Origin of the sequence: Streptomyces sp. PsTaAH-137, from assembly GCF_003259365.1 — a bacterium.
Taxonomy (GTDB): Bacteria; Actinomycetota; Actinomycetes; order Streptomycetales; family Streptomycetaceae; genus Streptomyces.
The window spans coordinates 479,709-499,153 of record NZ_QLLY01000005.1; the positions used below are offsets into that span (position 1 = coordinate 479,709).

General features: G+C 72.0%; 18 protein-coding genes. 5 read left to right on the plus strand and 13 right to left on the minus strand.

Translation table 11 applies throughout. The features are described from left to right. Positions 1-39 precede the first annotated feature (39 nt). The 3 genes from K377_RS13965 to fes all read right to left on the minus strand — a co-directional run bounded on the left by K377_RS13965 (position 40) and on the right by fes (position 3,282). Positions 40-849 carry a 2,3-dihydro-2,3-dihydroxybenzoate dehydrogenase gene (locus K377_RS13965; protein ID WP_111663737.1) on the minus strand — a complete coding sequence of 270 codons (810 nt, stop codon included), beginning with the start codon at positions 847-849 and terminating at the stop codon, positions 40-42. Then, complete coding sequence (locus K377_RS13970) at positions 849-1,838, minus strand: ABC transporter substrate-binding protein (protein ID WP_111663613.1); 990 nt, start codon at positions 1,836-1,838, stop codon at positions 849-851. The genes K377_RS13965 and K377_RS13970 overlap by 1 nt, the downstream gene beginning before the upstream one ends. 70 nt (positions 1,839-1,908) lie before the next feature. Further along, on the minus strand, positions 1,909-3,282 hold the full coding sequence (gene fes, locus K377_RS13975) for an enterochelin esterase (RefSeq protein WP_237551973.1): 1,374 nt from the start codon (positions 3,280-3,282) through the stop codon (positions 1,909-1,911). Between the two features lie 113 nt (positions 3,283-3,395). Between fes and K377_RS13980 the strand changes: the two genes are divergently transcribed. Together K377_RS13980 and K377_RS13985 are read left to right on the plus strand one after the other, a co-directional pair. Beyond that, positions 3,396-4,445: an iron ABC transporter permease gene (locus tag K377_RS13980; protein WP_111663614.1), complete on the plus strand. Its 1,050-nt coding sequence runs from the start codon at positions 3,396-3,398 to the stop codon at positions 4,443-4,445. After that, the gene (locus K377_RS13985) at positions 4,442-5,515 is read left to right on the plus strand and encodes an iron chelate uptake ABC transporter family permease subunit (RefSeq protein WP_111663615.1); all 1,074 of its coding nucleotides are present in this window, start codon (positions 4,442-4,444) and stop codon (positions 5,513-5,515) included. The genes K377_RS13980 and K377_RS13985 overlap by 4 nt, the downstream gene beginning before the upstream one ends. A gap of 37 nt (positions 5,516-5,552) precedes the next feature. Here the strand turns inward: K377_RS13985 and K377_RS13990 are convergent, their stop codons facing one another. From K377_RS13990 to K377_RS14005, 4 genes are read right to left on the minus strand one after another with little or no spacing between them, the layout of a single operon-like run. Then, positions 5,553-7,610, minus strand: coding sequence for a beta-galactosidase (locus K377_RS13990; protein WP_111663616.1), 2,058 nt, complete (start codon positions 7,608-7,610; stop codon positions 5,553-5,555). Positions 7,611-7,654: 44 nt separating this feature from the next. Next, complete coding sequence (locus K377_RS13995) at positions 7,655-8,992, minus strand: ABC transporter substrate-binding protein (protein WP_111663617.1); 1,338 nt, start codon at positions 8,990-8,992, stop codon at positions 7,655-7,657. A gap of 55 nt (positions 8,993-9,047) precedes the next feature. Next, on the minus strand, positions 9,048-9,977 hold the full coding sequence (locus K377_RS14000) for a carbohydrate ABC transporter permease (RefSeq protein WP_111663618.1): 930 nt from the start codon (positions 9,975-9,977) through the stop codon (positions 9,048-9,050). A 5-nt stretch (positions 9,978-9,982) separates the two neighbouring features. After that, a complete protein-coding gene (locus K377_RS14005) occupies positions 9,983-10,909 on the minus strand; it encodes a carbohydrate ABC transporter permease (protein WP_111663619.1) in 927 nt (308 codons plus the stop codon). 292 nt (positions 10,910-11,201) lie between these two features. Between K377_RS14005 and K377_RS14010 the strand changes: the two genes are divergently transcribed. Continuing rightward, complete coding sequence (locus K377_RS14010; RefSeq protein ID WP_111663620.1) at positions 11,202-12,191, plus strand: LacI family DNA-binding transcriptional regulator; 990 nt, start codon at positions 11,202-11,204, stop codon at positions 12,189-12,191. A gap of 24 nt (positions 12,192-12,215) precedes the next feature. Here K377_RS14010 and K377_RS14015 read toward each other — a convergent pair whose 3' ends face one another. The 3 genes from K377_RS14015 to K377_RS14025 form a co-directional block, all read right to left on the minus strand. After that, positions 12,216-12,923 carry a TMEM175 family protein gene (locus K377_RS14015; protein ID WP_111663621.1) on the minus strand — a complete coding sequence of 236 codons (708 nt, stop codon included), beginning with the start codon at positions 12,921-12,923 and terminating at the stop codon, positions 12,216-12,218. Between the two features lie 199 nt (positions 12,924-13,122). Next, entirely contained in the window at positions 13,123-13,680 is a 558-nt protein-coding gene (locus tag K377_RS14020) for a YbaK/EbsC family protein (protein WP_111663622.1), read from the minus strand. 43 nt (positions 13,681-13,723) lie between these two features. Continuing rightward, entirely contained in the window at positions 13,724-14,296 is a 573-nt protein-coding gene (locus tag K377_RS14025; protein WP_111663623.1) for a helix-turn-helix domain-containing protein, read from the minus strand. Positions 14,297-14,430: 134 nt separating this feature from the next. Here K377_RS14025 and K377_RS14030 point away from each other — a divergent pair, with 134 nt between their 5' ends. After that, the gene (locus K377_RS14030) at positions 14,431-15,285 is read left to right on the plus strand and encodes a DMT family transporter (protein WP_111663624.1); all 855 of its coding nucleotides are present in this window, start codon (positions 14,431-14,433) and stop codon (positions 15,283-15,285) included. A gap of 297 nt (positions 15,286-15,582) precedes the next feature. Here K377_RS14030 and K377_RS14035 read toward each other — a convergent pair whose 3' ends face one another. Next, positions 15,583-16,923: an MFS transporter gene (locus K377_RS14035; protein ID WP_111663625.1), complete on the minus strand. Its 1,341-nt coding sequence runs from the start codon at positions 16,921-16,923 to the stop codon at positions 15,583-15,585. Positions 16,924-16,977: 54 nt separating this feature from the next. Continuing rightward, positions 16,978-17,595, minus strand: a complete 618-nt coding sequence (locus K377_RS14040; protein ID WP_111663626.1) for a LysE/ArgO family amino acid transporter — start codon at positions 17,593-17,595, stop codon at positions 16,978-16,980. A gap of 69 nt (positions 17,596-17,664) precedes the next feature. On the opposite strand from K377_RS14040, the gene K377_RS14045 reads away from it, so the two are divergent. Continuing rightward, complete coding sequence (locus tag K377_RS14045; protein ID WP_111663627.1) at positions 17,665-18,570, plus strand: LysR family transcriptional regulator ArgP; 906 nt, start codon at positions 17,665-17,667, stop codon at positions 18,568-18,570. Between the two features lie 66 nt (positions 18,571-18,636). Here the strand turns inward: K377_RS14045 and K377_RS14050 are convergent, their stop codons facing one another. Next, complete coding sequence (locus K377_RS14050) at positions 18,637-19,389, minus strand: acyltransferase (RefSeq protein ID WP_111663628.1); 753 nt, start codon at positions 19,387-19,389, stop codon at positions 18,637-18,639. Between the last annotated feature and the right edge of the window lie 56 nt (positions 19,390-19,445).

A 19,445-nucleotide genomic window follows, 5' to 3' on the forward strand; every position in this document is an offset into this window, starting at 1 on the left:
CCGGACGGTCGCACCCGGCAAGCGAACAGGCGGGCCCGCTCACGCGCGGAGCGTCGCGCCGCCGTCGACGTACAGGTCGTGCATCGTGATGTGCCGGGCCCGGTCGGAGGCCAGGAAGGCCACCGCTTCCGCGATGTCGGCGGGGTCGGCGATGCGCCCGAGCGGGATCCCGGTCCGGTGCGCGGAGAGGTCCCCCTCGATGACGGACCGCCGCGCGGCGTCGACGTCGGCCCCGGACGATTCCCACATGCCGCGCTGCATGTCGGTGAGGGTCGACCCGGGACACACGGTGTTGCAGCGGACGCCCTGCGCGGCGACTTCGAGCCCGAGGCATTTGCTGAACATGACGGTGGCCGCTTTGGAGGCCGCGTAGGCGGCCATGCCCGCCCGGGGCACCCCGGCGGCGTTCGAGGCGACGGTGACGATGCTGCCGCGTCCGCGCGCGGTCATCCGGCGCGCGACCGAGCGGGAGACGTGGAAGACGCCGTGGGTGTTGACCGCGAAGGTGGCGGCCCAGTCGTCGTCGGTGAGGTCGACCGCGGGGGCGCCGCGCAGGATTCCGGCGACGTTGACGGCGATGTCGAGCGGGCCGAGCGTGGCTTCGGCGTCGGCGACGAGGCCTTCGACGGCCGCGGAGTCGGTGACGTCGAGCGCCCGGGCGACGACGCGATCGTCGGCGTACTCCCCCGCGAGCTTAGAGACGGCGTCGGCGTCCAGGTCGGTGGCGAGGACGCGGGCCCCGCGCCCGGCGAGCGCGGCGACGACGGCCTCGCCGATCCCCCGGCCCGCCCCGGTGACGAGGGCGAGCCGGCCGGCCAGTTCGGCTGTACCGTTGTCGGGGACGGATATCACTGGGCGAGCGCCTCCTTGACGTCGTCGAGGACGATCTGCGCGGCGAGCGGACCGCCGGCGCTGTTCCAGGCGGAGCCGTCGGTGACGACGACGTGGCCGTCCTTCTCGGCCCCGAGCCTGCTGAAGTTGGTGACCTTGCGGGCCTCGGCGTAGCCCTTCTCGCCGTCGGCCCTGCTGCCGAGGACGCCGAAGAACAGCCAGTCGCCGTCGATGGTGGAGAGCTTCTCCAGGGAGACCGGCTCGCTGTGTCCGGTGGAGGCGCCCTGCTGGTCCTTCGGCCGGTCCAGGCCGAGGGCCTTGAGCGTGGAGCCGACGTGGCCCTCGCCCTTGCCGACGACGGACGGGGCGCCGTCCTGCCAGCGGATGACGGAGACGGACGTGCCCGCGTTGTCGCCGAGCTTCTTCTTGGTGGCAGCGACCTGGGTGTCGAAGTCGGTCAGCCACTTCTCCGCGTCGGACTTCTTGTTGAGGGCGTCCGCGGTGTCGGTGAACGCCTGCTTCCAGTCCTCGTTGAGCTTGGCGGTGACGACGGTCGGCGCGATCTTCTGCAGCTTGTCGACGGTCTTCTTCGCGCCGGTCGTCTCGTCGAGCAGGATCAGGTCGGGCTGCAGCGCGGCCAGCTTCTCCATGTCGGCCTCGGCGACGGTGGCGACGACCTGGGCCGAGGACGCCTTGTCGGCGAGGTAGCTGGAGACGCCCTTCTGGCCGCGGCCCGCGGTGGTGCCGACCGGCGAGACGCCGAGGGCGAGCGCGGCGTCCGTGGTCGGCTCGCTGAGGGTGACGACCTTCCGCGGGTCGCTGGGCACCTTCACCTTGCGGCCCTGGGCGTCGGTGACCTGCCGGGTCGTCTCCGAGGCCGCCTTCGCCTTGCCGCCGGCGTCGTCGTCGGAGCTGTCGCTGCCGCAGGCACTGAGGAGCAGGGCTCCGGTGACGGCGGCGGCCGACGGGAGCAGGACCGCGCGGCGGGTGGATCGGATACGGGACATGACCGTGAAGCTCCTAAGAGGTGAGGGAGTTGAGCGGGTGGTGCGTGGGGGGAGTCAGGGGCGGCCCGGTTCAGGGGGACGCGGGGCCGAGCAGCCGGATCAGCGCGTCGGCGAGGGCGACGTGCCAACAGGCCTGGTCGTGGCCGCCGTTGTACTCGCTGCGGGTGACCCGGTAGCGGGCCGAGTGCAGGGTGTCGTAGAGGGAGCGGCAGTGGTCGACCATGGCGCCCTCGTGCAGTCCGACGTCGAGATGGACGGTGATCGGGCGCGGGGCGGCGGCCGCGTACCGGCCGACGAGCCAGGGCGTGCCGAGGACGGGGGCCCGTACGCCGGGCGGCAGTTCGGGCCGCCACCACAGGGACGGCGACTGGGCGACGACGTGCCCGAACCGGTCGGGGCGCAGATAGCCGGCGTGCAGCGCGGCCATGCCGCCGAGGCTCTGTCCGGCGACGACGGTGCGGTCGGGGTCCTCGGCGGCGAGGGGCCAGCGGCCCGCCGCCCAGGGCAGCAGTTCGTCGGCGAGATACGTCACGAAGGCGTCGCGTGCGCCGAGTTCACGGTTGCGGGTGTGGCGGTCGACGGCGTCCGGCGCGAGTACGACGAGCGGCGGGACGCGTCCGTCGGCGATGAGCAGATCGAGGGTGCGCTGGAGTCCTTCGCGGCCGAACCACATGTCGCCGTCGCAGAGGACGAGCGTGGGCAGCGGCGCGACGGCGGAGGCCGCGCCGGGCGGGACGTAGACCCAGACGTCACGGAATCCGCCGAGTGCGGCGGCGGGTGCGCGATGCCGTTCGACGCGGCCCGCCGGCACGGTGGCGGCACGCTCCGCCGGGGCCCACGCCTCGACGGGCGCCTGCGGCAGCGCGAAGACCGAGCCGTCCGAGGGGCCCCAACGAGTCGGCTGGGTCCGAGGGTTGAGCGGATCGCCGGCGGCATGGGCGGCCAGGGAACGCAGTCGCTCCTGGAGGACATCGGGAGCGGCGGGCGGCTCCTTGGCCGAGACGTCGGCGGCGATCCGGTACGAGCCGCGGTGGTCGGCGCGCAGCCGCAGCCCGAGGTGCCAGACGTCGGTCCCGGGTATCCGCTCCAGGAGCGAACCCGCCAGGTGCTCGCGGTCGACGAGCCGGTTCGCCATGAGCAGCACCTGCCGGGTGGCGCGGTGGCCGCGCCACAGGAAGGTGACCACGCGGTGGTCGGGCTCGCCGTCGATCTCCTCGACGAGCGGGGTGCCGTTCCGCGCCGCCTCCTGCCAGAACTCCTCGACGAGCGCCGCCCTGCGGGCCGGGTCGGCCTCGGCCACGCCCGCCGCGAGGCGCGCGATCCGCGGCCCGATGACGCGGACCGGCCGGTGGTCCGGCAGGGCGGCGGGCCGGGCCATGGACTCGGTCTCGGCATCGGACTCGGACTCGGACTCGGGCTCGGTTCCGGCGACCTGGACGCGCATGTCTCCCCTTCCCGTCGAGCGCCTCGAAGGCGTTTCCGGGCACCTCGCGGCGACCGGGCTTTTCGTCAACGTAATTGTTAGCAGATGAGGTAAGGCTAGCCTAAGCTAACCACATGCCCACTGGTACTCGCCTCCACCCCGGAGGAACACAGCGACTCCCGGCCACCGGCCGCGCACGCCCCCCACTGGCCGCCGGACTCGCGCTCGGTCTGGCGCTGCTGGCAGGGGCGGTGGCCCTGTCCCTGTCGGTGGGCACCGAGCACATCCCGCCGGGCGACGTCTGGTCGGCGCTGTTCTCGCCGTCCGGGTCCAAGGACGACAACATCGTCCGGGAGCTGCGGCTGCCGCGGACGCTCATCGGGGTCGCGGTCGGCGCGGCGCTGGGTCTCGCGGGCGGCGTGATGCAGACGCTGACCCGCAATCCGCTGGCCGACCCGGGGCTGCTCGGGGTGAACGCGGGCGCGTCGGCCGCCGTCGTCACCGCGATCGGCGTGCTCGGGATCACCTCGTTCACGGGCTACCTGTGGTTCGCGCTGGCCGGCGCGGCGGTGGCCGCCACGGCGGTGAACGCCCTGGGCGGCGCCCGCTCGGCTACCCCGGTACGGCTCGCGCTCGCCGGGACGGCCGTGAACGCGGCCCTGTTCGGCTACGTCAACGGCCTCCAGCAGTGGGATCTCAGCACCCTCGACTCGATGCGCCACTGGTCGGTCGGCACGCTCGCCAAGCGGGACCCGGACCTCCTGGTCACCGTCCTGCCGCTGCTGGCCGCGGGCGCGCTGCTGACGTTCGCGCTGGCCCGGCCGCTCGGCGCGCTCGCGCTCGGCGAGGACCACGCCCGCGCGCTCGGCACCTCGATCCGCCGCACCCGGATCCTGTCGATCGTCGCGATCACGCTGCTGTGCGGCGCCGCGACCGCCGTGTGCGGGCCGATCGGCTTCATCGGCCTGATGATCCCGCACGCCGTCCGCGCGTTCAGCGGCCCCGACCCGCGCCGGATGCTGCCGTACTGCGCCCTGTTCGCCCCGGCGCTGCTGCTCGTCTCGGACGTCGTCGGCCGGGTCGTCGTGTCCCCGTCCGAGATCGAGGTGGACATCGTCACGTCGTTCCTCGGCGGCCTGCTCTTCATCCATCTCGTCCGGCAGCGGAAGGTGGCCCAGCTGTGACCCGGGTACTGCCCGAACGCCCGCGGGTGCGGGCCGAGTTGCGCAGGGGCCGGCTCCGGGCCGGCCGGTTCTCGCTGCGGTTCGATCCGCGGGCCGTCCTCGTCTGTCTGGCGATGCTGGTGCTCGGCGCGGTGGTGACGGTGCTCTCGGTCGGCACGGGCTCGTACGCGCTCTCGCCGCCGGAGGTGCTGCGCACGTTCGCCGGGAACGGGCCGCCCGGCGCCGAGTTCATCGTCCTCGACCTGCGCCTGCCCCGGGTGCTGGTGGCGCTGCTCGTCGGGTTCGGGATGGGTATGGCGGGCGCGGTGTTCCAGTCGCTGACCCGCAATCCGCTGGGCAGCCCGGACATCATCGGGTTCGGCAACGGCGCGTCGGCGGGCGCGCTCGTCGCGATCATCTTCCTGAACGCGGGGGCGCCGCAGACGGCGCTCGGCGCCGTCGTCGGCGGCTTCGCGACCGCCGCCGCCGTGTATGTCCTCGCCTGGCGGCGCGGTGTGCACGGCTACCGGCTCGTGCTCGTCGGCATCGGCGCGTCCGCGGTGCTCGGCGCGGCGACCAGCTTCCTGTACGTGCGGGCCGACATCGGCAAGGCGGCGCAGGCCGCGAGCTGGATGATCGGCTCGCTCAACGACCGGGGCTGGCCGGAGGTCCGGATCGCCGGGCTCGGCCTCGTCGCCCTGGTCCCGCTGGTCCTGGTGTACGCGCGTCGGCTGTCGGTCCTCGAAATGGGCGACGACACCGCCGGCGCGCTCGGGGTGCGGCCCGAGCGCAGCCGGCTGGTGCTGCTGTGCGCGGGCACGGGCCTGACCGCGATGGCGGTGGCCGCCGCGGGCCCGATCCCGTTCGTGGCGATGGCCGCGCCGCAGCTGGCCCGCCGGGTGACCCGCGCGGCGGGCCCGAACGTGCTGCCCGCCGCCTGGCTCGGCGCTCTGCTGGTGGCAGGTGCGGATCTGCTCACGCAGCGGGTGACGGGCTCGGCGCTGATGCCCGTGGGCGTCGTGACCGGGGTCGGCGGCGGCCTGTATCTGGCGTGGCTGCTGCTGAAGGAGCGCCGGGCGCAGCACCTGTGACGCGGGGGACGCCGGTCCTCGTCCCCCGCGCCGGGGCTCAGCCGACCGGACGGCGCAGGACCGCGACCTCGCGGGGCGGCAGCACGATCCCGGAGTCCGTGAGCGCGGGACCGGCCAGCACCTCGCCGGTCGTGCCGGGCACGGTCACCGGCGCGTCGGTCCGGTTGACCAGGAACACGTACCGGTGCGTCGCGTCCCGCCGGACGACGTGCTCCACCGCTCCCCTTGCCTCCTCGGGGAGTTCGCTGCTCACTCCGGCGGGTCCGAGCAGCACGGGGAGCAGGGCGGCCAGGCCCTCGACGCCGAGGCGGGTGGAGACGTACGCGGCCGAGCCCGCGCCCGTCGTGCGGCGGGTGACGGCCGGGCGGGAGGCGTAGGAGCCGGTGCGGTAGCGGGCCAGGACCTCGACGTCCGGTCCTTCGACGCCGATCCGGTCGGTCCACAGGCTGCCGGTCGCCGCGTGCAGCGGGCCGTCGAGGCCGACGGTGTCGCCGTCGAGCAGCGGCCCGAACTCCTCGATGCGGATGCCGAGCAGCTCGCGCAGGGCGCCCGGGTAGCCGCCGAGGTGAACGTGGTCGTTCTCGTCGACGATCGCGGAGAAGTAGGTGGTCACGAGGTGGCCGCCGTTCTCGGCGTACCGGGTGAGCTCCTTGGCGAGCGGCTGCGGGACGACGTGGAGTACGGGCGCGACGACGACGTCGTAGCCGGACAGGTCGGTGCCGTGCGCGGGCACGATGTCGGCGCGGACGCCGAGACGGAACAGCGCCGTGTACCAGTCCAGGGCCTCGCGGTGGTAGTCGAGGCGGGAGGTGGGGTGGGAGTCCAGCTCACCGGCCCACCACGAGTCCCAGTCGAACAGGACGGCCACGCGGGCGGGTTCGCGCTCGCTGCCCGCGATCGGCGCGAGCCGTTCCAGGGTGCGGCCGAGGGCGACGACGGACCGGAAGAGCTCGCTGTCCTCCCCCGCATGGGGCACCATCGCCGAGTGGTACTTCTCGGCGCCCGCCCGGGACTGGCGCCACTGGAAGAAGCAGACGGCGTCCGCGCCGTGCGCCACGTGCAGCAGCGAGTCGCGGGCCAACTCACCGGGTTGCTTCGGCAGGTTGACGGGCTGCCAGTTGACTGCGCTGGTGGAGTGCTCCATCAGGAACCAGGGGCGGTGCCCCGAGATGCCGCTCGTCAGGCTGGCCGAGAAGGACAGTTCGTCGCGGTCCCGCGGGCCGGGAATGACGTAGTGGTCGTTGGCGACGAAGTCCACCTCGTCCGCCCAGTCCGCGTAGTCCATGCCCTTGGTGCCGCCCATGACCATGAAGTTCGTGGTGACGGGGACGTCGGGGGTGAGCTCGCGCAGCACCTCGCGCTCGGCGCGCAGATGGTCCTTGAGGGCGTCCGAGGAGAACCGCTTGAAGTCGAGCTGCTGGGTGGGGTTGGGGTGCGAGGCCGCGAGGCGCGGCGGCAGGATCTGCTCCCAGTCGCTGTAGCGCTGGGACCAGAAGGCCGTTCCCCAGGCGTCGTTGAGGGCGTCCAGGGTGGTGTGGCGGCGGCGCAGCCAGGCGCGGAAGGCGCGGGCCGCGTCGTCGGAGTAGTCGTAGACGTTGTGGCAGCCCAGCTCGTTGTTGACGTGCCAGGCGACGAGGGCCGGGTGGTCGGCGTACCGGGTGGCGATCTCCCGTACCAGGCGCAGCGCGTGCTCGCGGAAGACGGGCGAGGTGGGCCGCCAGTGCTGGCGGGCGCCCGGCCACAGGGTCTCGCCGGTCGCGGTGACCGGCAGGATCTCCGGGTGGGCGGTGGTCAGCCACGGCGGCGGCGACGCGGTGGCCGTGGCCAGGTCGACGCCGACGCCGTGCGCGTGCAGCAGGTCCATGATCTCGTCCAGCCAGCCGAAGTCCCAGGTGTCGGCGGTGGGCTGGAGCCTGGCCCAGGAGAAGATCGCCAGCGAGACGACGTTCACCCCGGCCTCGCGCATCAGCCGGACGTCCTCCTCCCACACCTCCCGCGGCCACTGCTCGGGGTTGTAGTCGGCGCCGTAGCCGAGGCGGCGGGTGCCGTCGGAGCCCTTCGCGTACGGGAAGCGGGAGGGAGTGGGGGCGGTCATGGGATCCTTCCGGTGCTGCGGGGTGAACTGGCTAACGCTGGTGCCTACTTGACGGTGAAGCCCTGCTCCTTGCCGTACTTGACCGATGCGTCCTGCCACGACTTCAGACCGGCGGAGAGCTTGGTGCCGGAGACGTAGGCCTTGCCGACGGTGTCGTTGAAGATCGAGTTCGCGTAGACCTGGTACGGCAGGTAGGACCAGCCGGACGGGACGTTCTTGGCCGACTCGGCGAAGATCTTGTTGGCCTGCTGGCCGCCGAAGTAGTCGAACTTCGCGTCCTGGAACTCCGTCGAGTTCAGGTCCTTCACGGTCGCCGGGAAGGCGCCCTCGTCGATGCGGGTCTGCACCCCGGCGCCGGCGGCGATGTACTTCGTGAAGGCGTAGGCGAGCGCCTTGTTGTCGTGCTTGCCGAGGTCGGGCACGGCCAGCGAGCTGCCGCCGTTCTCCGCGCTGGCGTGCTCGCCCGCGGTCCACTGCGGCAGCGCGGCCACCCGCCAGTCGCCGGAGGCCTGCTTCACGCCGGTGACGAAGTTGTTGGGCATCCAGGCACCGGTGGGCAGGGTGGCGATGGTGCCGTCGCCGAGGCCCTTGTACCAGTCGTCGGTCCAGCCGGTGACCGGTGCGACGAGCTTCTCGTCGATGAGCTTCTGCCACACCTCGGTGTACTTGGCGGCGGCCGCGTCGGTGAAGTCGATGCCGACGTTCGTGCCGTCGACCGTGTACGGGTGCGAACCCGCCTGCCACAGCAGGCTGGTGGTCATCCCGGCGTCGCCGACGTCGCTGGTGATGTACATCTTCGGGTTGGCCTTGTGCAGCTTGCGGGCGGCCTCCAGGTACTCGTCCCAGGTCGTCGGGACGGAGATCTTGTACTTGTCGAAGACCTTCTTGTTGTAGAAGAGAGCCATGGGGCCCGAGTCCATGGGCAGACCCCAGACGCTGTCGCCGTCCGCCACCGAGTTCCACGGGCCCGTGGAGTAGTCGGCCTTGAGCTTGCCCGCGCCGTAGGCGCCGAGGTCGGTGAGTCCCTTGGTCAGGGAGTACTGGCCGATCGCGTAGTACTCGACCTGCGCGACGTCGGGAACGCCCTTCTTCGCGGAGATCGCGTTCGACAGGGCCTTGTACTGGTCGTTGCCCGTGCCCGCGTTGACCACCTCGACGTGGACCTTCGGGTACTTCTTCTCGAACTCGGCGGCGACGCTCTTCACCGTGGAGTCCCAGGCCCAGACGGTGAGTGTGCCGCCCTTCTTGAGGGCCGCCTGGAGGTCGGAGGCGCCGACCTTCTTGTCGCCGGAGTCGTCGGAGCCGCCGCAGGCGGTCGCCCCGAGGGCGAGGGCGCAGACGAGACCTATGCCGCGCAGCAGGCGGCGGGTGTGCTTGGGCATGACGGATCTTCCACTTCGTCGTGGTTCTACAGAGGGTTGTCACGCAGCCGCCGGGCTACTCCTTGACGCTTCCGGCGGAGAGTCCGGACTGCCAGTACTTCTGCAGCAGCAGGAAGGCGGCGATGAGGGGGACGATGGTGAGCAGGGAGCCGGTGAGGACGAGGTTCGTCACGGTCTCGCCGCCGGACGTCTGCGCCTGCTTGTTCCAGGAGTCGAGGCCGAGGGTGAGCGGGTACCAGTCGGAGTCCTTCAGCATGATCAGCGGCAGGAAGTAGTTGTTCCAGGTCGCGACCGTGGTGAAGAGCAGCACGGTGACGGTGCCGGGCGCGAGGAGCGGCAGGGCCACCCGGAAGAAGGTGCGCACCTCGCCCGCGCCGTCGATCCGGGCGGCCTCCATCAGCTCGGTGGGGATCGCCTCACTGGCGAACACCCACATCAGATACAGGCCGAACGGTGAGATCAGCGACGGCACGAGGACGGCCCACGGGGTGTCGGTCAGGCCCATCTTGCTGAACAGCAGGAAGGTGGGGACGGCGAGCGCCGTCGCCGGGACCGCGACCGCGCCGATGACGACGGCGAAGACGCCTTTCTTGCCGGGGAAGTCGAACTTGGCGAGCGCGTAGCCGCCGAGCACCGCGAGGAACGTGGCACCGCCCGCGCCCACCACCACGTACAGCAGGGTGTTGAGGAACCAGCGGAGGAAGACGCCGTCCTGGTAGGTGAAGGTGTCGGCGATGTTGGACCACAGGTCGAAGTCGCCGTCGAACCACAGGCCGAACGAACGGGCCAGCCCCTCCTGGGACTTGGTGGCGCTGATCAGCAGCCACACCAGCGGCAGCAGGCTGTAGACGAGGACGACGCCGGTGAGCACGGTGAGCAGGACGCTGCGCCGGGGCCGGCCGGGTATGTGGCGGCGGGGGGTGCGCAGGCGCGGGGCCGCGGACCGGGACGGTGCGGGCCGGCGCACGGGGGTGCTGGTGGTCATCGCGCTCACGCTCCCTTGCGCATGCCGCGCAGCTGGACCACGTAGGCCACGATCATGGTGATCACGCCCATGACGATGGCGACCGTCGCGGAGTAGTTCTGCTGCTGGCCGGAGAAGGACAGCGAGTACGTGTAGTAGTTCGGGGTGAAGTCGGTGGTGATGGCGTTCGGGGCGAGCTTCTGAAGGATCGCGGGCTCGTTGAAGAGCTGGAAGCTGCCGATGATCGAGAAGATCGTGGCGATGACGAGGGCGCCGCGGATCGCCGGGAGCTTGATGGCCGTGATGACGCGCAGCTGCCCGGCTCCGTCGATCTCGGCCGCCTCGTACAGCGAGTGCGGGACGACCCGCAGCGCCGCGTAGAAGATCAGCATGTTGTAGCCGACGAACTCCCAGGTCACGATGTTGCCGATGGAGGCGAGGACCAGGTCCGGGGAGAGCAGGTCGGGCAGTTGGACGCCGAGCGCGCCGTCGATGTCGCCGACCAGGCCGTAGCGGGTGCCGTACATGAAGCCCCACATGAGGGTGGCGACGACCGCGGGCACCGCGTACGGGAGGAAGACGGTGATCCGGAAGAAGTCCTTGCCGTACAGCCGGCCGCTGTCGATCGCGAGGGCGACGAGCAGGGCGAGGCCGAGCATGATCGGCACCTGGATCAGCAGGAAGAGCCCGACGCGCAGGACGCCGTCCCAGAACTGGCCGTCCGACAGGGCGGCTTGGTAGTTGTCCAGGCCGACGAAGTGCGTTCCGCCGATGAGTTGTGTACGGAACAGGCTCAGATAGACGGAGTAGACGAGCGGCGCCAGGAAGACCAGCGTGAAGACGAGGGCGAAGGGGCCGATGAACCCCCATCCCGTCCACGAGCGGCGCGCTCGGCGCGCCGGTGACCGGCCGGGGCGCCGGCCTGCGGCGGCCGACGGTTGAAGCATCGTCATCGTGCGTCCCTCGCTCGTGCGTCCTCGCGGGCGGAGCCGAGGTGTTTACGCAAACATCGCTGCGCGTGAGCGGCTTGCGAGCTGTTATGTTTACGTAAACATCCGGTGGCCGAATGTCTACACTGCCCCACGGAGGACGGTCAAGAGTCGTCCGGCGAAAGGCCATTGACCGGACCGGCGGCCGACCGGCGAGCGGACACAGCGACGGGTGAGGCACACGGTGACAGGAACAACGGGGGGCGCGTCGGCCTCCGGCCGCGGGACGCGCGCCCGGAGCGTCCGCGGCGCCTCGATGGCGGACGTCGCACGGGTCGCGGGCGTCTCCTCACAGACGGTCTCCCGCGTCTCGAACGGCTTCCCGGGGGTGAACGAGGAGACCCGCGAGCGGGTCCTCGCCGCCATGAAGGATCTGGACTACCGGCCCAACAGCGCGGCGCGCGCCCTCAAGCGCGGCCAGTTCCACACCATCGGCGTCATCACGTTCACGCTGTCCACGACGGGCAACGTGCGCACGCTGGAGGGCATCGCGACCTCGGCGGCCCAGGAGGGGTACGCGGTCACGCTGATGCCGGTCGCGGTCCCGACGCAGGACGAGGTGCACGGCGCGTTCTCCCGGCTCGGGGAGCTGGCCGTGGACGCGGTGATCGTCATCATGGAGGTGCACCTCCTGGACTCGGGGCGGCTGACGCTGCCGCCGCATGTGCAGGTGGTGGTCGTGGACTCGGACGCGGGCGACCGGTTCGCGGTGGTCGACACCGATCAGGCGGGCGGCACGCGCGACGCCGTACGGCATCTGCTCGATCTGGGCCACGAGACGGTCTGGCATCTGGCGGGCCCCTCCGGCTCGTTCGCCGCGCAGCGCCGAACGGACGCGTGGCGCACGGCACTTGAGGAAGCGGGCCGCCCGGTCCCGGAACCGGCGCGGGGCGACTGGTCGGCGGAGTCCGGGTACCGCGCGGGCCTGGAACTGGCCGAACACCCGGACTGCACCGCCGTGTTCGCGGCCAACGACCAGATGGCCCTCGGCCTGCTGCGCGCGCTCGACGAACGCGGCCGGAAGGTCCCCGACGACGTCTCGGTCATCGGCTTCGACGACATCCCGGAGTCGGGCTCGTTCCTGCCGCCGCTCACCACGGTCCACCAGGACTTCGGCGAGGTCGGCAGGCGCTGCGTGGAGAGCGCGCTGCGGCAGGTGCGGCAGGGCGCGGCCGAGCGGGGGACGACGCTGGTGCCGACGCGGCTGGTGGTGCGTCGGAGCACGGGACCGGCCCCGGCAGGGTGAGAGCCGGGGCCGGGGCGCGTGCGTTCAGCGGGTGGCGCGTCGGGCCCGGCGGCCCCGCAGCCTCGGCGGGACGGCGAGCAGCAACAGGCTGTAGTACATCAGCGTGGGCACGACGAGTGCGAGGGCGAACGCGACGACCAGGGCGACGGCGGTGAGGTAGCCGTCGGCGTACATGTCCTCGATCCGCCGCTGGGCCCGCTCGCGGTCGTCCCCTTCGAGCAGTTCCGGGGTGGACTTCAGGATCCACAGCATCCCCAGCCGGCACACCACACCGGCCAGCAGGGTCGTGTAGTAGAAGGCCCCCACGAAGACGTCCTGGCCGCCGAAGGAGCCGATCATCTCCGTCGGGAGGGGGAGCACGACGACGGAGAGCAGCCACCCCATGTTCCACACCATCAGGGGGCGGGTGAGCTTGGCGACCGTCGAGAAGGCCCGGTGGTGCTCCAGCCAGATGTTCGCGATGACCACGAAGCTGAGCAGGAAGCTCCAGATCTGGTCGAGGTGATCGGTGATCACCTTGCTGGGGCCCTCGTGGGCGGACGCGGCTTCCGGTACGAGGTCGACCAGCGGCAGGATCAGCAGGGTGATGGAGATCGCGGCCACCGCGTCGGTGAAGAGCAGCAGCCGCTCCGCCGAGGCACCTCCCTCGATGCCGCGCGCGGCGGGGTCCGGCGGCTCTGCCGCGCCGGTCCCTCCCGAGCCGTTCTCGTCGACAACGCCACTGGCGCCCATGCGTTCGCACCTTTCCTCGTCCGCTTCGCGGGAGCGTGCCGCCGCTGCCGGAGCCCACTGCTCACGGATGGCGCGACGACCCTGCGGACTGTACCCGTGGCCCATACAAGCAGCGGCGACGGGGGGTACCGCTCGCCGCCGTCCGGCACTCTCTACTCGCCTTATCCACAAGGGAGTTGGAGGAGGACCGATCCAGGGGTCAGCCGATGCCGAGCCCTTCCAGGACGACCGCGCCGGGCAGTTCAGCGAGCGCCTTGCCCGGCACGATCAGCTTCCCGCGGCGGGTGCCGCTGCCGATCAGGACGTACGGGAGATCGACGACGGCGGCGTCGACGAGGACCGCCCAACTGGCGGGCAGTCCAATGGGGGTGATGCCGCCGTACTCCATGCCGGTCTCACCGACGGCGGTGTCCATCGCGGCGAACGAGGCCTTGCGGGCGCCGAGTTGGCGGCGCACCGCACCGTTCACGTCGACCTTCGTGGTGGAGAGCACGACGCACGCCGCGAGGGTGCTCTCGCCGCCGCGCTTGCCCGCGACGACGACGCAGTTCGCGGACCGCGCGAGCAGTTCGGGGCCGTAGTGCTCGACGAACGTGGCGGTGTCGGCCCACTCCGGCTCGGTGTCGACGTGGACCAGGTCCTGCGCGGGCACGGTGCCGCGCCAGTGCCGGACGGCGTCGGCGACGGGGCGGGTGAGCAGGTCGAGGACCTCGGGGGCCGGCCGGACGTGGTCGAAATCTCCGATGGGTGCACGCATGGCGGCACGCTAACAGCCGACGCGCGTACGCCCGTCGGACGTCTCAGCGTACGAACGGCACCGATACGGCCATGATCATCCGGGTCGGCACGGGGCCGTCGTTGCGGTACTCGTGCGGCGCGTTCGCCTCGAAGGTGACGCTCGCACCCTCGGGCACCTGGTGCGGGACACCGTCCACGACCAGGGTCAGCTCCCCCTCCGTCACATGGCAGAGCTCGATCGTCCCGTCGGGGTGCGGGTCGGAGGCACTGCCCTCGCCCGGCTGCACCAGCCAGTCCCACATCTCCAGGGGGCCGGGCGCCTCGGTCCCGGCGAGCAGCCGGTGATAGCTCCCGGCCTCCGTGGACCACAGGCGCACCGCCTGCTCCGCGGGCACGATCCGCACCTTGGGTCCCTGCTCGTAGTCGAGCAGCGTCGTGATGCTGATGCCGAGCGCGTCGCCGATCTTGACGACGGTGCCGATGCTCGGGTTGGTGCGGGCCTGCTCGATCTGGATGAGCATGCCCCGGCTGACGCCGGCCCGGGCGGCGAGCGCGTCCAGGGTGAAGCCGCGCTCGGAGCGCCAGTGCTTGACGTTGCGGGCGAGCGACTGGGTCAGCAGTTCGAGGTCCGACACATTCCGTCCATGGCCAGGGGTGAGCGGGCAGCAAGCAGAGAGCGGAGTTCAATATCCTGAATGACAGCGTTCAGGATATTGAACTACGGTGTGGTGCACTTCAGCGTTCATCGAACTGTACTGCGAGGTACGCCGTGACAGCACTCTTCGCCCTCGCCACCAGCCTCCTCATCGGTCTGTCCGACTTCGGCGGCGGGCTGCTGTCGCGGCGCATCCCGGCGCTCACGGTCGTGGTCGTCTCGCAGTCGATCGCGGCGGTGGTGCTCGGGGTCGTCGTCGCGGCGACCGGTGCCTGGCGGGAGGCAGAGCCGCGGCTGTGGCTCGCCGTCGTCGCCGGGCTGCTCGGGCCGCTCGCCATGCTCGCCTTCTACAAGGCGCTCGCTCTCGGACCGATGGGCGTCGTCTCGCCGCTGAGCACGATCGGTGTCGCGGTGCCGGTGGGCGTGGGGCTCTCGCTCGGCGAACGGCCGGGTCCGGTGCAGGCCGGGGGCATTCTGATCGCCGTCGTGGGGGTGCTGCTCGCCGGTGGGCCACGGCGGGGCGGGGCGTCGGTGCGGGGACGGACGGTGCTGCTGACGCTCGGCGCCGCGTTCGGGTTCGGGGCCGTGATGGCGCTGATCGCGGAGGCGTCGAGCACGGTGCCGGGGCTCTTCCTGGCGCTGTTCGTGCAGCGGGCGACCAATGTGGCGGTGGGCGGGGTCGCGCTGGCCGCTTCCTCGGGGCGCGGGGTTCGGGTGGCGCCGGACGGTGGCCTCGTGGCGTCGCTGCCGGCCCTCGCCGTGGTGGGGCTGGCCGATGTGGCCGCCAACGGTACGTACTCGCTGGCTGTTCAGCGCGGGCCGGTGACCGTGGCCGCCGTACTCGCCTATCTCTATCCGGTGATCACGGCGCTGGCCGCACGGGGGTTGCTGCGCGAGCGCTTGCGGGGCGTGCAGGCCGCCGGGGCCGGGCTGGCACTGGTGGGGACGCTGCTGCTGGCCACGGGGTGACTCCGTCGGTCCCGGCCCCCCTCGTCTGCGGTCCGTGGAGGCCGGTCGCGGCGGCAGGTCGGGCGGCTGAGGGCCGGTGGGGCTTCGGGGGGCTTTTGACGTTGAGGAAGCGGCTGCGCGAACTGCGGCGCGGCGCCGGGTTGACGATGGAGGAGCTGGCCGAGGCGTCCGGGGTGAGCACCCGTGCGATCAATGACATGGCAGGGGCGATCGCAGCTCGCTCCAGGGGCGCGAGGAACTGCGCGACCAGCCCCCACCGGGCCGCGGCGAACGAACGGCCAAGGGGCGCGGGCGGCCTCAGATCCGGTAGCGCCGCAGCGCCGGTACCGCGAACGCCAGCGTCAGCATCGCCGCGACCACCAGCACCCCGCCCCCGGTGACGGCCTCCCGCGCGCCGAACACCGACCCGGCCGAACCGTGCAGGACGTCAGCGAGCCGCGGGCCACCCGCGACCACCACCGTGAACACCCCCTGCATCCGGCCCCGCATCTCGTCCGTGGCCGCCGACAGCAGAATCGCGCCGCGGAACACCATCGAGACCATGTCGGCGACCCCGGCCACGGCGAGGAACACCACGGCGAGCCACAGACTGCGGCTCAGCCCGAACCCTGCGATGGCCGCACCCCAGGCGACCACGGCCCCGATCACCATCCAGCCGTGCCGCCGCGCCCGCGAGAACGTCCCCGAGAAGAGCCCCCCGGCCACCGCCCCGATCGGAATCGCGGCGAACAGCAGCCCCAGCGCGAGCCCCTCGCCGTACGAGCCGTACGTCTCGGCGGCGAGCTGCGGGAACAGGGCGCGCGGCATGCCGAAGACCATGGCGATGATGTCGGCGAGGAAGGACAGCAGCAGCACCTTGTGCGCGGAGATGTAGCGGAACCCCTCCACGATCTCGCGCACCCCGGCGCGCCGCTTGACCTCGGACAGCGGCGGCAGCGCGGGCAGCTTGTAGACGGCCCAGACGGTGACGCAGAGCGCGACGGCGTCGATCAGATACAGCTCGGGCAGCCCGATCACGGGTATCAGGACACCGGCGAGCAGCGGCCCCACGACCTGCCCGGTCTGCATGACGGTGGAGCCGAGCGCGTTGGCGGCGGGGAGCTGGCTCTCGGGCACGAGCCGGGCGATGGAGGCGGTCCGCGCCGGGGAGTTGAGACCCCAGAAGGCCTGCTGGAGGGCGAGCAGCACCATGAGCACGGCGACGGACTCGAGCCCGCTGACGGCCTGGAGCCAGAACAGCAGCGAGGTGACGGCGATGCCCGAGTTGGTGACGAGCAGCAGCTTGCGGCGGTCCACGCTGTCGGCGACGGCGCCGCCCCACAGGGCGAAGACGATCAGCGGGACGAGTCCGGCGAGGCTCGCCGCGCCGACCCAGGCCGAGGAGCCGGTGATGTCGTAGATCTGCTTCGGCACGGCGACGGCCGTGAGCTGACTGCCCACGGCCGTGACGATGGTCGAGGTCCACAGCCGGCGGTAGGCGGGGATGCGCAGCGGCCGGGTGTCCATGGCGAAGCGGCGCCAGCCGCTTCGCGGCTCGCTCGCCGCCGGTGGTTCGTTCGGCTCCTGCGGCTCGGATGCGGGTTCCGTGCCGGTACGGCTGTCGCTGGTGTCCACGTACTTCCTGCTTGCTCGGTACATCTATCGCGTGCAGGGTTCACTATCGCAGCACCGGCCGGAGCCGGGAACAGCGTCTCAGCCTCCGGTGATCAGCATGATCCCCATCACGATCATGGTGGCGGCGACCAGACCGTCGAGGACCCGCCAGGCGGCGGGCTTCGCCAGGAAGCGGCCGAGCAGCCGGGCGCCGAAGCCCAGCGCGGTGAACCAGCAGACGCTGGCCAGGACGGCGCCGAGTCCGAAGGTCCAGCGCAGCGCGCCCTGTCCGGCGGCGACCGACCCGAGCAGGAACACGGTGTCGAGATAGACGTGCGGGTTGAGCCAGGTCATGGCGAGGCAGGTCAGCACGGCCCGCCGCCGCGATCCGCTGGTCGTGCCCTCGGTCCGCAGCGCGTCCCCGGCCGGGGCGATCACCCGGCGGACCGCGAGCGCCCCGTAGGCGAGCAGGAACGCTCCCCCGATCCAGCCGACCGCCGTCACCGCCTCCGGGTAGGCGACGACGAGCGCGCCCACTCCGCCCACGCCCAGCGCGATGAGCACCGCGTCCGACACCGCGCAGATGCCGACGACGGCGAGCACGGCGTCGCGTCGCACCCCCTGGCGCAGCACGAAGGCGTTCTGCGCCCCGATGGCGACGATGAGGGAGAGACCGGTGCCGAAGCCCGCGAGCGCGGCGGCGAGTGAGGTGTTCATTGCTTCGACGCTACGGGGACGATCACCACGCGTACAGCTAAAGATTCTTACGTAACATTAGCGCTCGTGATGACTCCGGAACTGCCGCTCGACCAGGTCAGGACCCTGCTCGCGGTGATCGACGAGGGCACGTTCGACGCGGCGGCCGCCGCGCTGCACGTGACGCCGTCGGCGGTCAGCCAGCGCGTCAAGGCCCTGGAGCAGCGCACCGGCCGGGTGCTGCTCGTCCGCACGAAACCGGTGCGGCCCACCGATTCGGGCGCGGTCGTCGTCCGGTACGCGCGTCAGCTCGCCCGCCTGGAACGCGACGCGTACGCCGAGCTGGGTCTGACCAGCGAGGCCGAGGAGCCGACGCGGGTCTCGGTGGCGGTGAACGCGGACTCCCTCGCCACCTGGTTCCTCGGCGCGCTGGAACGGGTCGAGCGGACCCCGTACATCTGCTTCGAGCTGCACCGCGAGGACGAGGCGAACACCGCGGAACTGCTGCGCGAGGGCCGGGTGATGGCGGCGGTGACCTCGTCGCCCGAGCCGGTGACGGGCTGTTCGGTGCGGGCCCTGGGCCGGATGCGTTATCTGGCGGCGGCGAGTCCCGGCTTCGCCCGCCGCCACCTCGAAGGACCGCTCGCCGACGTGCTCACCACGGCCCCGGTGATGACCTTCGACCGCAGCGACGACATCCAGGACGCGTTCGTGCGCGGACTGCGCCGGGGCCGCGGCGCGGCGAGCCGGGTCCGGCACGCGGTGCCCACGTCGGAGGGGTTCGCCGAGTCCATCGCCCTGGGCCTGGGCTGGGGCATGCTGCCCGAGATGCAGGCCGAGCCCCTCTTCCGGTCCGGCCGCCTGGTGCCGCTCGCCCCGGACCGCCCGGTCGACGTCCCGCTCCACTGGCAGCAGTGGAAGCTGGACTCCCCCGCGCTCGCCGCGGTGGCGTCCGCGGTCACGGCGGCCGCCGGCGAAGCGCTGCGGGGCTTTTGAACCACGCACGGGTCCAGCCGCACCGGCCGGGACGGCACCCGCGACCGCGGAACTGATCATCTCGGATCAGGTGCCGGTGTCCTCCAGGTCGGCCAGGGCCACCAGTTGCTCCGGGGTGACGTCGGCCGGGATCGGCTGCGGCGCGGGCGTGCGCAGCGGCGGCTGCCAGCCCGCCTCCTTGTCCCAGGTGCGCACGACCCGGGCGGGCGCCCCCGCCACCACCGCGTGGTCGGGGATCTCGCCGCGCACGACGGCGCCCGCCGCGACGACGACGTTCCGTCCGATGCGGGCGCCGGGGAGGATCACGGCGTTGGTGCCGATCCAGCAGCCGGGGCCGATGTCCACCGGCTCCATCCGCGGCCACTGCTTGCCGATCGGCTGCTCCGGGTCGTCGTAGGAGTGATTGGTGGAGGTGATGTACACGTACGGGCCCATGTAGACGTCCCGGCCGATGGTCACCGTCGTGTCCGCGATGACATGGCTGCCGCGTCCGATGACGACGCCGTCACCGATGGTCAGGATCGGGTCGGGGCCGAGGTCGAGGTCGGGCATCATCCCGGCGGTCAGCGTGACCTGTTCGCCGATGATGCAGTGGGCGCCGAGCCGGATCCACGGCTCCCCGAACAGGGTGCCCTGCGGGAAGGCCAGCCGGGTGCCGCCGCCGATCGCGCCGAACGGATGCCCGCCGGTCTGCTCCGCCGTGACCGCGCCCCTGCGCTGCATCCAGCGCCAGCCCGCCTGGACGGCCCGATGGGCGAGACCGCCGCGGCCACCCCGGCCGCCCGGGCCGCCCGGGGACGAGAACACGTTCCATTTCATCGGCACGGCGCTACGTTACTCACCCGTACCGTCCGCCCCCACCTCACCGGCCTGTG

Coding starts and splice junctions, on each gene's coding strand:
- K377_RS13970 (WP_111663613.1), bottom strand. CDS start 1,838: ATGTCCCGTATCCGATCCACCCGCCGCGCGGTCCTGCTCCCGTCGGCC.
- fes (WP_237551973.1), bottom strand. CDS start 3,282: ATGCGCGTCCAGGTCGCCGGAACCGAGCCCGAGTCCGAGTCCGAGTCC.
- K377_RS13980 (WP_111663614.1), top strand. CDS start 3,396: ATGCCCACTGGTACTCGCCTCCACCCCGGAGGAACACAGCGACTCCCG.
- K377_RS13990 (WP_111663616.1), bottom strand. CDS start 7,610: ATGACCGCCCCCACTCCCTCCCGCTTCCCGTACGCGAAGGGCTCCGAC.
- K377_RS13995 (WP_111663617.1), bottom strand. CDS start 8,992: ATGCCCAAGCACACCCGCCGCCTGCTGCGCGGCATAGGTCTCGTCTGC.
- K377_RS14000 (WP_111663618.1), bottom strand. CDS start 9,977: ATGACCACCAGCACCCCCGTGCGCCGGCCCGCACCGTCCCGGTCCGCG.
- K377_RS14005 (WP_111663619.1), bottom strand. CDS start 10,909: ATGACGATGCTTCAACCGTCGGCCGCCGCAGGCCGGCGCCCCGGCCGG.
- K377_RS14010 (WP_111663620.1), top strand. CDS start 11,202: ATGGCGGACGTCGCACGGGTCGCGGGCGTCTCCTCACAGACGGTCTCC.
- K377_RS14015 (WP_111663621.1), bottom strand. CDS start 12,923: ATGGGCGCCAGTGGCGTTGTCGACGAGAACGGCTCGGGAGGGACCGGC.
- K377_RS14020 (WP_111663622.1), bottom strand. CDS start 13,680: ATGCGTGCACCCATCGGAGATTTCGACCACGTCCGGCCGGCCCCCGAG.
- K377_RS14035 (WP_111663625.1), bottom strand. CDS start 16,923: ATGTACCGAGCAAGCAGGAAGTACGTGGACACCAGCGACAGCCGTACC.
- K377_RS14040 (WP_111663626.1), bottom strand. CDS start 17,595: ATGAACACCTCACTCGCCGCCGCGCTCGCGGGCTTCGGCACCGGTCTC.
- K377_RS14045 (WP_111663627.1), top strand. CDS start 17,665: ATGACTCCGGAACTGCCGCTCGACCAGGTCAGGACCCTGCTCGCGGTG.
- K377_RS14050 (WP_111663628.1), bottom strand. CDS start 19,389: ATGAAATGGAACGTGTTCTCGTCCCCGGGCGGCCCGGGCGGCCGGGGT.